The organism is Streptomyces sp. NPDC107517, from assembly GCF_055582645.1.
Genome location: NZ_JBVJPM010000008.1, coordinates 216,520 through 230,576, shown reverse-complemented (window position 1 = coordinate 230,576; position 14,057 = coordinate 216,520). Strand labels below are relative to the sequence as shown.

The 14,057-nt window shown below is 70.2% G+C and carries 8 protein-coding genes and 1 pseudogene; 6 read left to right on the top strand and 3 right to left on the bottom strand.

Annotated features, from left to right (window positions below):
• Positions 1 to 53 precede the first annotated feature (53 nt).
• A complete protein-coding gene (locus ACZ67T_RS20670; RefSeq protein WP_469985778.1) occupies positions 54 to 1,364 on the top strand; it encodes an MFS transporter in 1,311 nt (436 codons plus the stop codon).
• Between the two features lie 294 nt (positions 1,365 to 1,658).
• Positions 1,659 to 3,284, top strand: coding sequence for a citramalate synthase (cimA, locus tag ACZ67T_RS20665; protein WP_469985776.1), 1,626 nt, complete (start codon positions 1,659 to 1,661; stop codon positions 3,282 to 3,284).
• A gap of 84 nt (positions 3,285 to 3,368) precedes the next feature.
• Here cimA and ACZ67T_RS20660 read toward each other — a convergent pair.
• Positions 3,369 to 4,847: pseudogene (locus ACZ67T_RS20660) on the bottom strand (glycoside hydrolase family 30 protein); the annotation flags it as partial.
• A gap of 279 nt (positions 4,848 to 5,126) precedes the next feature.
• Here ACZ67T_RS20660 and ACZ67T_RS20655 point away from each other — a divergent pair.
• The 3 genes from ACZ67T_RS20655 (at position 5,127) to ACZ67T_RS20645 (ending at position 10,712) form a co-directional block, all read left to right on the top strand.
• Complete coding sequence (locus ACZ67T_RS20655) at positions 5,127 to 8,153, top strand: glycoside hydrolase family 3 protein (RefSeq protein ID WP_469985775.1); 3,027 nt, start codon at positions 5,127 to 5,129, stop codon at positions 8,151 to 8,153.
• A gap of 92 nt (positions 8,154 to 8,245) precedes the next feature.
• A complete protein-coding gene (locus ACZ67T_RS20650; RefSeq protein ID WP_469985773.1) occupies positions 8,246 to 9,619 on the top strand; it encodes a hypothetical protein in 1,374 nt (457 codons plus the stop codon).
• A gap of 217 nt (positions 9,620 to 9,836) precedes the next feature.
• Entirely contained in the window at positions 9,837 to 10,712 is an 876-nt protein-coding gene (locus ACZ67T_RS20645; RefSeq protein WP_469985771.1) for an LLM class flavin-dependent oxidoreductase, read from the top strand.
• Positions 10,713 to 10,727: 15 nt separating this feature from the next.
• On the opposite strand, the gene qcrB is transcribed toward ACZ67T_RS20645, so the two are convergent.
• Both qcrB and ACZ67T_RS20635 read right to left on the bottom strand, forming a co-directional pair.
• A complete protein-coding gene (gene qcrB / locus ACZ67T_RS20640; RefSeq protein WP_469985769.1) occupies positions 10,728 to 12,371 on the bottom strand; it encodes a cytochrome bc1 complex cytochrome b subunit in 1,644 nt (547 codons plus the stop codon).
• A gap of 287 nt (positions 12,372 to 12,658) precedes the next feature.
• A complete protein-coding gene (locus ACZ67T_RS20635; protein WP_469985767.1) occupies positions 12,659 to 13,261 on the bottom strand; it encodes a YceI family protein in 603 nt (200 codons plus the stop codon).
• A 243-nt stretch (positions 13,262 to 13,504) separates the two neighbouring features.
• Here ACZ67T_RS20635 and ACZ67T_RS20630 point away from each other — a divergent pair, with 243 nt between their 5' ends.
• Complete coding sequence (locus tag ACZ67T_RS20630; RefSeq protein ID WP_376259244.1) at positions 13,505 to 14,014, top strand: hypothetical protein; 510 nt, start codon at positions 13,505 to 13,507, stop codon at positions 14,012 to 14,014.
• The last annotated feature ends 43 nt before the right edge of the window (positions 14,015 to 14,057 follow it).

Here is a 14,057-nt window from a genome sequence, read left to right as displayed (position 1 = left end):
TTGCGCGGTACACCCTTGTCACGGAGCGAAGCATTCCGGCACCGTGGCCGCCCATGGGACGAGAGCAATGGAAGAAGATCCTGGTCGGGTCGGCCGGGAACATGGTCGAGTGGTTCGACTGGTTCGTGTACGCGAGCTTCGCCACGTACTTCGCGGGAGCCTTCTTCCCCGACGGGAACCCCACGGCACAGCTGATGAACACGGCCGGCATCTTCGCCGTCGGCTTCTTCATGCGGCCCGTGGGCGGCTGGCTGCTGGGCAGGGTGGGTGACCGCAAGGGCCGCAAAGCGGCGCTCACCCTGACCGTCACGCTGATGTCGGCGTCCGCCGTCCTCATCGCGATCGCGCCCACCTACGCGGTCGCCGGGTACGGCGGCGCCGTCGTCCTGCTCGTCGCCCGCCTCCTGCAGGGCCTCTCGGTCGGCGGCGAGTACGCGGCCAGCGCCACCTACCTCACCGAGGCGTCCGACCCGAGCCGGCGCGGCTTCGCGTCCAGCTTCCAGTACGTCTCCATGACCGCGGGTCAGATCGTGGGCCTCGGCCTCCAGATCGTCCTCCAGCGCACCCTGTCCGACGACGCGCTGCACAGCTGGGGCTGGCGCATTCCGTTCGTCATCGGAGCGCTCGGCGCCGCGATCATCTTCTATCTGCGGCGCAACATGCTGGAGACGGACGTCTACGAGGAGTCCGCCGACGACGCGGGGGCCGACCGCAAGGGCACCCTCACGGCGCTGTGGGCGCACAGGCGCGAGGCGTTCCTCGTGATGGCCCTGACGATGGGCGGCACCGTCGCCTACTACACGTACACGACGTACCTCACCAAGTACCTCTCCAACTCGGCGGGCCTGAGCAAGGAGACCGCGACGCTCGTCTCGTTCTGCGCGCTGATCGTCTTCGCCTGCATCCAGCCGCTCGCGGGCAGGCTGTCCGACCGGATCGGCCGCCGCCCGCTCCTGATCACCTTCGCGGTCGGCTCCACCTTCCTGACCGTGCCGATCATGACGATGCTCAAGCACGCGGGCTCCTTCTGGCCGGCCCTCGGCCTCGCCCTGCTCGCCCTCGTCGTCGTCACCGGCTACACGTCGATCAACGCGTGCGTGAAGGCCGAGCTGTTCCCGACCGGCATCCGCGCCCTCGGCGTCGCCCTCCCGTACGCCATCGCCAACGCGCTCTTCGGCGGCACCGCGGAGTACGTGGCCCTGTGGTTCAAGGACGCGGGCCTGGAGTCGGGCTTCTACTGGTACGTCGCCGGGTGCGCCGCCGTGTCGCTGATCGTCTATCTGACGATGCGCGAGACGCGGGACATCGACCTGAACCGGGTCGAGGCCGCCGCGCCCGGGCAGCGCGCGGTCGAAACGGTCTGAGCTCACATCGTGAGACCACGGCCCGGGCCACGCCCGGGCTGTGGCAGACTGCCGACGTGCTCTCGTTCGCCATGATTATTGGCAGCAGGCGCGCCGGTCCGCAGTGACCGCCACGTACGACCACGTACGGGCGGACATCGTCGTCTCGACCCGCGCGCAGACCTCTCGCACCCGCGAGGGGTTTTTTCGTTTCCTGGCCCACCTCACACCAGGACCGGAGCGCGAGGGATCATAGGGGGACGGTGGAGCCGGTCATTCCGGTAGACCGAGATCCGACACAGGAGCCAGATCAGCATGACGGACGCAACCGACGACCATTACCCCGCTTCCCGCGTCGACGACGACTTCCACGTCTTCGACACCACGCTGCGCGACGGCGCGCAGCGTGAGGGCATCAATCTGACCGTCGCGGACAAGCTGACCATCGCCCGGCACCTGGACGACTTCGGCGTGGGCTTCATCGAGGGCGGCTGGCCGGGTGCCAACCCCCGCGACACCGAGTTCTTCGCGCGCGCCCGCCAGGAGATCGACTTCAAGCACGCGGAGCTCGTCGCGTTCGGCGCGACCCGCCGTGCCGGCTCCAAGGCTTCCGAGGACCCGCAGGTCAAGGCGCTCGTCGAGTCCGGCGCCCCGGTCGTGACGCTGGTCGCCAAGTCGCACGACCGTCATGTCGAACTGGCCCTGCGCACCACGCTCGAGGAGAACCTGGAGATGGTCCGCGACACCGTCTCCTACCTGCGCGGGCAGGGCCGCCGCGTCTTCGTCGACTGCGAGCACTTCTTCGACGGCTACCGCGCCAACCCCACGTACGCCAAGGCCGTCGTCACGGCCGCGCACGAGGCGGGCGCCGACGTCGTCGTCCTGTGCGACACGAACGGCGGCATGCTGCCCGCGCAGGTCCAGGCGATCACCGCCACGGTCCTCGCCGACACCGGGGCCCGCCTCGGCATCCACGCCCAGGACGACACCGGCTGCGCCGTCGCCAACACCCTCGCCGCCGTCGACGCGGGCGCGACCCATGTGCAGTGCACGGCCAACGGCTACGGCGAGCGCGTCGGCAACTCCAACCTCTTCCCGGTCGTCGCCGCCCTGGAGCTCAAGTACGGCAAGAAGGTCCTCCCCGAGGGCGCCCTGCGCGAGATGACCCGCATCTCCCACGCCATCGCCGAGGTCGTCAACCTCACGCCCTCCACGCATCAGCCGTACGTGGGAGTTTCGGCGTTCGCCCACAAGGCGGGCCTGCACGCCTCGGCGATCAAGGTCGACCCGGACCTCTACCAGCACATCGACCCGGACCTCGTCGGCAACCGCATCCGCATGCTGGTCTCCGACATGGCGGGCCGCGCGTCCATCGAGCTCAAGGGCAAGGAGCTCGGCGTCGACATCTCCGACGACCGCGACCTCGTCGGCCGCGTCGTCGAGCGCGTCAAGGAGCGCGAACTCGAGGGCTACACGTACGAGGCGGCCGACGCCTCCTTCGAACTCCTCCTGCGCGAGGAGGCCGAGGGCCGCGCCCGTCGCTACTTCCGCGTCGAGTCGTGGCGGGCCATCGTCGAGGACCGCCCCGACGGCAGCCACGCCAACGAGGCGACCGTGAAGCTGTGGGCCAAGGGCGAGCGCATCGTCGCCACGGCCGAGGGCAACGGCCCGGTCAACGCCCTCGACCGCGCCCTGCGCGTCGGCCTGGAGCGGATCTACCCGCAGCTCGCCAAGCTGGAGCTCGTCGACTACAAGGTCCGCATCCTGGAGGGCAAGCACGGCACGTCCTCCACGACCCGCGTGCTGATCTCCACCAGCGACGGCGCGGGCGAGTGGTCCACCGTCGGCGTCGCCGAGAACGTCATCGCCGCGTCGTGGGGCGCTCTTGAGGACGCCTACACGTACGGGCTCCTGCGGGCCGGGGTCGAGCCGGTCGAGTAGCAGCACATGCGCAGACGCCGGAGGGGCCGCGGACCGGCCCCTCCGGCTTTCTGTCGCTCTGCTGCCGGGTGGAACGTCCGGCTACCAGGTGAACGTCGCCGACGTCTTCGCGGGCAGCGAGTAAGTGGCGTGCTGCCCGCCCCAGTTGACGGTCACCGTCTTCGCGGACGTGCCGCCGTTGTACGCGATGAGCGCCTTCGAGCCGTCCGGGTTGCGCCAGGCGACGTTGGGCACGGCCGAGCTGCCGGTCGACGCGATGCGCCGGGCGCCGGGCCGGACGAACTTCGTCAGATGGCCCATCGTGTAGTACTCGACGGTGTAGTCGACCTGTCCGCTGCGCCCGTCACCGTCGTGCACGGTCACGAGCCCCGTGCAGGTGCCGCAGCCGCCGTTGTGCGGGCCCATGTTCTGGTCCACGGCGAGCGACCACTTGGTCACCGACTTCGCCCAGTTGCGGGTGTAGTCGACGATGTTGAGCATGTCCTCGCGCTGCTGGTCGGCGATCCAGGTGCCGCCCGAGTGCTCGGTCCCGAAGGCGTCGAGCTGCGGGTAGCGGTCGTGGATGCTGCTCTGCTCGGCGACGTCGCCGCCGTAGCCGTGCCACGCGATCCCGCCGAAGTTCGGGTGCGAGCGCACCGCCGCGTCGTCCACGGTCTGCGCCGCGTACCCGTCGTACGTGTCCCAGTTCCAGTCGTGCGCGAGGACCTTGGTGTTCAGACCGGCGGCGGCGAGCTTCGGCAGCAGCTCGCTCTTGGTGAAGTAGGCGAGCCCCGAGGCGTTCCAGCTCATCGAGGGGTAACCACCGCAGCACGTCGGCTCGTTCTGCGCGCTGACGTAGTCGACCGGGACGCCCCGGTCCCGGTACGCCTGGAGGTACTTCACGAAGTACGAGGCGTAGGTGCCGTAGTCCTCCGCTTTCAGCCAGCCGCCGTTGAGCTGTCCGCTGTCCTTCATCCAGGCCGGCGCGGTCCACGGGGAGGCCATCACGGTGACGTTCGGGTTGAGCTGACGAGCCTGCTTCGTGAGGGGCAGGACGTCCGCGAGGTCGTGGGCGACGGAGAACTCGGAGAGGTCGGGATCGGTCTGTCCGGCGGGCACGTCGTCGAACGTGTAGCCGTAACGGGCCAGGTCGGAGCCGCCCATCGGGTTGCGCAGGAACGACAGGCCGATGCCGTCGGTGGGGGAGAACAGCTTGCGCATCGTGGCGTCGCGCGTGGCCGGTGACAGGGCTCCGCTGCTGTTCATCAGCCAGGCCGCGGTGTCCGTGAACGAGGCGCCGCCGCCGGTGAAGGTCTGGTAGCGGGTGTTGTCGTCGACGGTGATGTTCTCGCCACCGCCGCCGGTGCCCGCCTGGAAGGAGAACGGGGCCTGCTGTTCGAGGCCGCGGACGACATGGCGTCCGCCGGCGTCGTCCGTGGTCGTGAGCCAGGCCGTGACCGGCTCGCCCGCGGCCTGCGCGGGGGAGGCCACGAGCCCGGTCAGGCCCGCGGTCGTGAGCAGCCCTGCGGCGAGCAGCCGGGCCGCCCGGCGCGGACCCGAACGGACTCTTCTGGGGGTTCTCATGGTGCGCCGCCCTTCGTGGGGGTGAGGAGATGGGGCGTGCGAGGCGTGAGTAAATGACGACTGCGAACGGGAGTCAAGGGGGCGCGTGTTCAGAAACTGAATGCTCAACTGCCCAGTGACCCGGGGGGAATTGGTTGTGCACCGGTTCTGACGTGAAGTCTTGACGGGTCCACGGGGCGCCAGTTAACTCACGGCGTGAGCTAAGTCATGAGCTTCACCAGGGACTCCCGTCACCCCCAGAGGTTGCGGCGCGTACCCGAACCGGCCGAAGGGAAGTCCATGCGAAGAACCGCCCTGCTCGTCTCCGCAGCCCTGCTCACGGGGCTGCTCCCGCTCGCCTCGGCGGGCGCGGCGACCGGCGCCGAGGAACCGCCGCCCGTGCCCGTCGACCGCTTCGAGGGCGAGGTCCCCTTCGCGTCCCAGCCCGCGGAGGGCATCTTCACCTGGGGCGGCGACAGCGACGACCCGCCCAAGCTGGAGCTCGCGGCACGGGGTGACGCCCCCGAAGGCGACAAGGTCCTCTCCGGGACGTACGACATCAGCGGTTACGGCGGCTTCACCCACGACTTCGCCGCGAACGAGCCGGGCCACGACTGGTCCGCGCACAAGGGCATCCGCTTCTGGTGGGACGGGAGGAACAGCGGCAAGCGGGTCAACTTCGAGATCAAGGACGGCGGTGCGAACGGCGAGGCGTCCGAGCTGTGGACGACCTCCTTCACCGACGAGTGGACCGGCTGGCACCAGGTCGAGATCCCCTTCACCGACTTCGCCTACCGCACCGACTACCAGCCCGTCGGCGGCATCGACCAGAACCTCGGCCTCACCGACATGTGGGGCTACGCGCTCACCCTGCCCACCGGCACGCCCGGCACCTTCGCCATGGACGGCGTCGAGCTGTACGGCAAGGCCGACCCCGCCCTGACCACGAAGGTCCTGACCGGATCCTCCGTCTACCCGGTGAAGGAGGGCGGCACGGCCGACGTGCGGATCTCCGTCGCCACCACCGGCTCCGCCCCGCTCGCCGAGCCGGTCACGGTCGCGTACGAGAGCGCGGGCGGCAGCGCCGGCGCGGGCACGGACTACACGCCGGTCAAGGGCGAGTTCACCTTCCCGGCCGGCACCGCTTCGGGCGCCACGCACACCGTGTCCGTAATGACTCTCAAGGACAAGGCGGCCGAGTCCGCCGAGACGATCCCCCTGAAGCTGACGGTCACCGGTGCGAAGGCGCCCGCCGAGACCCCGCAGGTGGTGATCGACGCCCACGGCCTGCCCTACCTCGACACCAAACTCCCCGTGCAGCGGCGCGTCGCCGACCTGCTCTCCCGGATGTCCCTGGAGGAGAAGGCCGGCCAGATGACGCAGGCCGAGCGCAACGCGGTCGGCACGGGCGGCGACATCGCCGCGTACGACCTCGGCTCGCTGCTCTCCGGCGGCGGCTCGACACCGACGCCGAACACGGCCGCGGCCTGGGCGAAGATGATCGACGGCTTCCAGCTCCGGGCGCAGGCGACGCGGTTCCAGATCCCGCTGATCTACGGCGTGGACGCGGTGCACGGCCACAACAACCTCGTCGGCGCCACGGTCCTGCCGCACAACATCGGCATCGGCGCGACCCGCGACCCGGGGACGGCCGAGAAGGCGGGCGCGGTCACGGCCGCCGAGGTCCGCGCCACCGGCATCCCCTGGGACTTCGCGCCCTGCCTGTGCGTCACGCGCGACGAGCGCTGGGGCAGGTCGTACGAGTCCTTCGGCGAGGACCCCGCTCTCGTGAAGCAGATGGAGACCGTCGTCCAGGGGCTCCAAGGGGCCCGCGACGGCAAGGATCTCGACCGGGACGACAAGGTCCTCGCCACCGCCAAGCACTTCGTGGGCGACGGCGGCACGGAGTACGGCTCGTCGACCACCGGCTCGTACACCATCGACCAGGGCGTCACCAAGGTCACGCGGCAGGAGCTGGAGGCGGTGCACCTCGCGCCGTTCCAGGAGGCCGTGGACCGCGGAGTCGGCACGGTCATGCCCTCGTACTCGTCGCTCGACATCATCGGTGACGACGAGGGCCCGGTGAAGATGCACGCCGACGCCGCCATGATCAACGGAGTCCTGAAGGACCGCATGGGCTTCGACGGCTTCGTCATCAGCGACTGGCAGGCCATCGACCAGCTCCCCGGCGACTACGCGTCCGACGTCCGCACGTCGGTCAACGCCGGCCTCGACATGATCATGGTCCCGTCCGCGTACAAGGACTTCCGGACGACCTTGATCGACGAGGTGAAGGCGGGCCGGATCAGCGAGTCGCGGATCGACGACGCCGTCTCGCGCATCCTGACCCAGAAGTTCAAACTGGGCCTCTTCGAGAAGCCGTACGCCGACACCAGCGGGGCCGCCGCCATCGGCTCGGCCGGACACCGCGCCGTCGCCCGCACCGCCGCCGCCGAGTCCCAGGTCCTCCTCAAGAACGCGGGCGGCGTGCTCCCTCTCAAGAAGAGCCAGAAGGTGTACGTCGCCGGGTCCAACGCCGACGACATCGGCAACCAGACCGGCGGCTGGACCGTCACCTGGCAGGGCTCGTCCGGAAAGATCACCGACGGGACGACCGTCCTGGAAGGCATGAAGAAGGCCGCACCGGGCGCCACCATCAGCTACTCCAAGGACGCCTCCGCGCCCACGGACGGCTATGACGTGGGCGTCGTCGTGGTCGGCGAGACCCCGTACGCGGAAGGCATTGGCGACGTCGGCAACGGCAACGACCTGAAGCTCACGGCCGCCGACCAGGCCGCTGTGGACAAGGTGTGCGGCGCCATGAAGTGCGCCGTGCTCATCGTCTCCGGGCGACCGCAGCTCATCGGCGACCGGCTCGGCGACATCGACGCGCTCGTCGCGTCCTGGCTGCCCGGCACGGAGGGCGACGGCGTCGCGGACGTCCTGTACGGGGCCAAGCCGTTCACCGGGCAGCTGCCCGTGACCTGGCCGAGGTCGGAGGCCCAGCTGCCGATCAACGTCGGGGACACGGCGTACGACCCGCAGTTCCCCTTCGGCTGGGGCCTGACGACGCTGCGCACCCCGCCGGGCGGCGGCACGCTCACCCTCAAGGCCCTCGCCCTCGCGGCCGCCGCGGCGCAGAAGGCCGGGTCGGCACAGGCCGGCCGCGCGGTGGTCGGCAAGGCGCGGCTGCTCGTCCAGCAGAAGGTGGGACAGGACATCACGCCGGCGGTGGCCAAGCCGTTCGCCGACGCCGACCACCTGCTCCTGTCCGGGCGCTACGCGGACGCTGTCGCGAAGCTGACCGAGGCGTACCGCGCCGCGTGAGACGGCGCGAGGACGGGCTCACCGCCGAGTGCGGTGGGCCCCTCCTCGCGGTACACGCGGCATCCGGGACCCTCCTGGGTTAGCGTCGAGGTATGAGGCCCATCCGTCGGGCATCGCGCCTGATATCCGTCCTGACCGGTTCACTGCTCGCCCTGGGTGCCATGACGGCGGTGACACCGGGGGCCCAGGCGGCTGCCTCCGACGTCTCGACCGTGGCCGACGCCCTCAAGAAGGGCCCTGTGTACGTCGATCCGGCCGCCTCCGCGCAGCTGTCCGCCGGGGACGCCGACGCCCTCACCAAGAAGATCAAGGACGCGGACAAGCCCGTCATGGTGGCCGTCCTGCCCGCCGACTTCCCCAAGCAGGACCTCTTCACCGACCTGCGCACCAAGACCGGCATCACCGGCGTCTACGCGATCCGTCTCGGCCAGCAGTTCGACGCCAGGGCCGACAGCCGGGTCATGTCCCAGGACGCGGTCAAGAATCTGACGACCAGCGTCCAGGGCGAGAACGTCACCAAGCAGCTCAACGACTTCGTCGACACGGCCGTCCGCAACGCGAGCGGCTCCGCGCCCGCCGCGTGGGATGCGGGCGGCGGCGGTGACAGCGGCGCACCGGTCGGCGCCCTGATCGGCATCGGCGCGGTCGTCGTCGTGGGCGGCGGCGCCGCGTACGCCGTGTCCCGCAGGCGGCGCCGGCAGCGCGAGGACGAGCAGCGGGCCGCCCTGGAGCAGCTCCGCGTGGTCGTCGACGAGGACATCACGGCGTTCGGCGAGGAGCTGGACCGGCTCGACTTCCACCCCGCCGAGCCCGGCGCGGACGACGCGATGCGCGCAGACTACGAGCGGGCGCTCGACTCGTACGAGAAGGCGAAACAGTTCATGGCCGCCGCCCGGCGCCCCGAGGAGGTGCGCGGGGTGACCGAGGCCCTGGACGACGGGCGGTTCTCGCTGGCCATGCTCGCCGCGCGCCGCGAGGGCCGGCCGCTGCCCGAGCGCCGGGTGCCCTGCTTCTTCGACCCGCGGCACGGGCCGTCCGTGACGGACGCGCTGTGGGCGCCCCCGTCCGGCGCCGAGCGCGAGGTCCCGGTCTGCGCGGCCGACGCGACCCGTCTCGAGGACGGCGTCGACCCCATGGTCCGCACGGTCGACACGGGATACGGCGAGCGCCGCCCCTACTACGACGCGGGTCCGGCCTACGGCCCGTGGGCGGGCGGCTACTTCGGCGGCGGCATCCTGCCCGGGCTCCTCCTCGGCACGGTGCTCGGCTCGATGATGGCGAGCCCCGCCTACGCGGCCGACTACGGCTCCGGATACGGCGACTTCGGCGCGGGAGCCGGATATGACGGCGGGGACTACTCGGGGGCGGACTTCGACTCCAACGACTTCGGGGACTTCGGAGGCGGCGGGGACTTCGGCGGCGGAGGCGACTTCGGGGGAGGCGGGGACTTCGGCGGCGGCTTCTGAGCGCTGTGCCGGTCCAGAAACCTCCGAGCGCTGTGCCGGTCCCGAAAATGGGGAGGCGCGAAGGCCGGTGCCCCGGCTAGCCTGACCGCACTCTTACGAACCGCTTCCCCAGAAGTACGCCGCAGACGGGAAGCAAGCCGGCACGTACACACCGTGCGCGGTCCCGGAGGGGCGGCAGCGAGATTCCGCATGCCCCCTTCCGAAGGAGCTCCACCCCATGCGTACCGAAGCCATCCCGCGCATCGGCCTCGGCCTGCCCGTCGACGACCCCGCCGGCCTGCTCGACTGGGCCCGCCGCGCCGACGCGACCCCCTTCGCCACGCTCGGCCTCCTCGACCGGCTCGTCTACGACAACCCCGAGCCCCTGGTCACCCTCGCCACTCTCGCCGGAGCCACCTCCCGCATCCGGCTCCAGACCGAGGTCCTGCTCGCCCCGCACCACGGCACCGCCCTGCTCGCCAAGCAGACCGCGACCCTCGACCGGATGTCCGGCGGCCGCTTCACGCTCGGCATCGGGATCGGCGGCCGTGAGGACGACTGCCGTGCCGCGGGCATCGACATCCGCCACCGCGGCCGCCGCCTCGACCGGCAGATGGAGACCCTGCGGCGGACCTGGGCGGGCCAGCCGTACGACGACGCCGAGGGCGTCGGCCCGATCGGCCCGGCCCCCGTCACCCCCGGCGGCCCCGAGGTCCTCTTCGGGGGCTTCGCGCCGGCGGCACTCGCCCGGGTGGCCCGCTTCGGCGACGGCTTCCTCGGCGCCGCGCTGCCCCCGCAGTGGATGGACCCGATGTTCCGTGATGTGGAGCGGCTCTGGGGCGGGCACGGCCGCTCCGGCCGCCCGCGCCTGGTCGCCCAGGTCAACGTGGCGCTCGGCCCGGACGACCTGACCGCCCGTGCCCGCGACGCCATCACCGCGTACTACGGCTTCGACCCGCGCGCCGCGGGATCGGCCGAGCGCATGCTCACCGCTCCCGCGCAGATCCGCGAGGCGGTCTCCGGCTTCGCGGACATCGGCGCGGACGAGGTGATGCTCTACTGCTGGGGCACCGACCCCGACCAGGTCGACCGCCTGGCCGACGCGGTGTTCTGACGCCACCCGCCTGCCTCACCGGTGCTCGCGCCGCGCCTCCTCGTACTCCCGCGCGGTCGGCTTCGGCACCTGCGCGCCCTCTCCGTTCAGGCCGCGCGAGAGGCGCACCCGGAGCCGCTCGGCCCGGGGTATGCGCCGCCGTACGCCGTTCACGTCGGTCTCCGGCCCGCTCTCCAGGGCCGGGGGCTGTTCGTGGGCGGTCAGGATGTGCAGCCGGGCCTGGGTGAGCGGCTCGTGGATCTCCACGTACTCGCCGTGCGGCAGGCGCTTGATGCGGCCCGACTCCCTTCCGTGCAGCACCAGTTCGCGGTCGCGGCGCTGCAGTCCCAGGCAGATCCGCCGCGTGATCGCGAAGGTGATCACCGGGCCCACGACGAGGGCGGCGCGCACGAACCAGGTGACCGCGTTCAGCGACACATGGAAGCGGGTGGCCCAGAGATCGTTGCCGCCGCCCACCAGGGCCACCAGGAAGAACGTCAGCCAGGCCACCCCGAGCCCCGTGCGGACCGGCCGGTTGCGCGGCCGGTCCAGGAGATGGTGCTCGCGCCGGTCGCCCGTGACCCAGGCCTCCACGAACGGATACACCCCGATCACGACGAGCACCGCGGGGAAGACGACCAGCGGGACGAGCACACCCAGGGCCAGCGTGTGCCCCCACAGCGTGATCTCCCACCCCGGCATCACCCGCAGCAGCCCCTCCGCGAATCCCAGATACCAGTCGGGCTGCGCCCCCGTGGACACCTGGTCGACCCGGTAAGGCCCGTAGTTCCAGACGGGGTTGATGGACGCGACGGCCGCGAGGAACGCGACGACGCCGAACACCAGGAAGAAGAAGCCGCCGGCCTTGGCGAGGTAGACGGGGAAGAACGGCGCCCCCACGACGTTCCGCTCGGTCTTTCCCGGGCCCGGGAACTGCGTGTGCTTGTGGTAAACGACCAGGATCAGATGGGTCACCACGAGCGCCGCCATGATGCCGGGGAACAGCAGCACGTGCACCGAGTAGAACCGCCCCACGATGTCGTGTCCCGGGAACTCGCCGCCGAACAGGAACATCGACAGATACGTCCCCACGACGGGCACCGACAGGATCGCCCCGTCGAGGAAGCGCATGCCCGTACCGGAGAGCAGGTCGTCCGGCAGCGAGTACCCCAACAGGCCCTCGAACAGGCCGAGCAGGAGCAGCGCCCACCCGAACACCCAGTTCAGCTCGCGCGGTTTGCGGAACGAGCCCGTGAAGAAGTGCCGCATCATGTGCAGGAGCATCGCGGCGACGAAGATCAGCGCCGCCCAGTGGTGGATCTGCCGGATCAGCAGTCCGCCCCGCACGTCGAAGCTGATGTCGAGCGTGGAGGCGTACGCCTCGGACATCTTGATCCCGTTGAGGGGGACGTAACTGCCGTGGTACTCCACCTCGTTCATCGACGGGTGGAAGAACAGGGTGAGATAGACCCCGGTCAGGACCAGGATCACGAACGTGTAGAGGCAGACCTCGCCGAGCAGGAACGACCAGTGGTCCGGGAAGACCTTGCGCAGGTACTTCCTGGACAGGGTGTGCAGGCCGAGGCGGCCGTCCGCCCAGTCCGCGAGCCGCTCACCGGCCGGTGCCGGCCCTCTCTCCCGCGTGGTCCCCGTGCTGCCTTCCGCGGCCCTCTCGGACATCAGGCTCGCTCCTCCCCTGGGCGCTCACCGCATGGGTGCTCGTCACCTGGACGGGAGGGGCGGGCCGGAATGTGACATGAGAGAGAGGTTTTGTGGCTCACGTCACATTCACATGGGTCCGGTGGGCTCAGGAGCTTCGGCGGTCTTCAACTTCCCTCGCGTCGGGCCGTGTTGAGCCGTGATCGGGCCATGTACGACGAGAGCCCGCCCTTCGTCCGCGGGGGACGGGAAGGGCGGGCGTGCTCGTGGTGCGGGAGCCGTGAGGGGTACGGCTCGCGGCGGCAGCGTCAGGCGGCGTTCTTGATCGCCGAGATGTCGAAGGTCAGCTTGATCTTGTCCGAGACGAGGACGCCGCCGGTCTCCAGGGCCGCGTTCCAGGTCAGGCCCCACGCGGAGCGCAGGATCTCGCCCTTGCCCTCGAAGCCGACGCGCTCGTTGCCGAACGGGTCCGTCGCCGAGCCGTTGAACTCGAGGTCGATCGTGATCGGCTTGGTGGTGCCGAGGATCGTCAGGTCGCCGGTCATCCGGTAGTCGTCGCCGCCCAGGGACTCGGCGGAGGTGGAGCGGAACGTCATCGTCGGGAACTCGTCCGTCTTGAAGAAGTCGGAGCTCTTCAGGTGGGTGTCACGGTCGGCGGAGCCGGTGTCGATGCTGCTCATCGTGACGTCGATCGACGCGGTCGACTTCGCGGGGTCCGAGCCGTCGAGGTGCAGGGTGCCCGAAGACTGGGTGAACGAGCCCTTGACGTTGGTGACCATGGCGTGGCGGGCCACGAAACCGATCGTGGTGTGCGCGGGGTCGATGGCGTAGTCGCCGGTCAGCGCGGCGAGGTCGGGGCCGGGGGTGGCGGCGGGGGTGGCGTCGTCGTTCTTGCGGCTGAAGAGGCCCATGACTGCTCCTTGGGGACGGGCGTGGTGGGGGAGTCCGTTGAATGTTTAACGTTCAACGAGAACGACTGTAGCGGCGTTCTGTTCAACTTTCAACATCCAACAGCTCGTATCTTCTCGATTACACCGTGTCGCCATCTGACGCGCTCTGGCGGACGCGCGTAGAACTCGGGCACTATCTCCTTGCTCCACCTGCACAGCCGTCTCACCGTCAGCACGGTCACCAGCAGGAAGGACCTCCTCCCCATGAGAATCCGCTCGGTCGTGAGCGCCCTCGCGCTCGTACTCGGCGCCCTCTTCGCCCCCGGCTTCGGGGTGTTCAGCTCGGCCACCGACGCCCAGGCCGCCACCAAGATCAGCCACGCCACCGCGACCTCGATGTTCAGCCAGGTCGGCATCACCTGGTCGTCCTCCGGCGGCTGCTCCGACCGCAACAACTCCACCTGTACGTCCTTCGACCAGCTCAACCTCGCCACCGCCCAGGGCGCCCAGACCCTCAAGCGCGCCACCGGCTGCGCCCTGAACATCACCGGCGGCACCGAGACCGGCCACGCGAGCGGCACCTACTCGCACTGGAACGGCTACAAGCTCGACTACGGCAAGAACACCTGCGTCACGAACTACATCAAGAACACGTTCGCGTACATCGGCCTGCGCGGCGACGGAGCCCCGCAGTACCAGTCGGGCTCCGGCAACATCTACGCCGACGAGGGCAACCACTGGGACGTCCTCTACTACAACTGCGGCGGCTGCTGATCCAACCGGCGCCCGCAGAGGCTGACTTGGACTTCCGGGCGGT

Coding starts and splice junctions, on each gene's coding strand:
- ACZ67T_RS20670 (WP_469985778.1), top strand. CDS start 54: ATGGGACGAGAGCAATGGAAGAAGATCCTGGTCGGGTCGGCCGGGAAC.
- cimA (WP_469985776.1), top strand. CDS start 1,659: ATGACGGACGCAACCGACGACCATTACCCCGCTTCCCGCGTCGACGAC.
- ACZ67T_RS20655 (WP_469985775.1), top strand. CDS start 5,127: ATGCGAAGAACCGCCCTGCTCGTCTCCGCAGCCCTGCTCACGGGGCTG.
- ACZ67T_RS20650 (WP_469985773.1), top strand. CDS start 8,246: ATGAGGCCCATCCGTCGGGCATCGCGCCTGATATCCGTCCTGACCGGT.
- ACZ67T_RS20645 (WP_469985771.1), top strand. CDS start 9,837: ATGCGTACCGAAGCCATCCCGCGCATCGGCCTCGGCCTGCCCGTCGAC.
- qcrB (WP_469985769.1), bottom strand. CDS start 12,371: ATGTCCGAGAGGGCCGCGGAAGGCAGCACGGGGACCACGCGGGAGAGA.
- ACZ67T_RS20635 (WP_469985767.1), bottom strand. CDS start 13,261: ATGGGCCTCTTCAGCCGCAAGAACGACGACGCCACCCCCGCCGCCACC.
- ACZ67T_RS20630 (WP_376259244.1), top strand. CDS start 13,505: ATGAGAATCCGCTCGGTCGTGAGCGCCCTCGCGCTCGTACTCGGCGCC.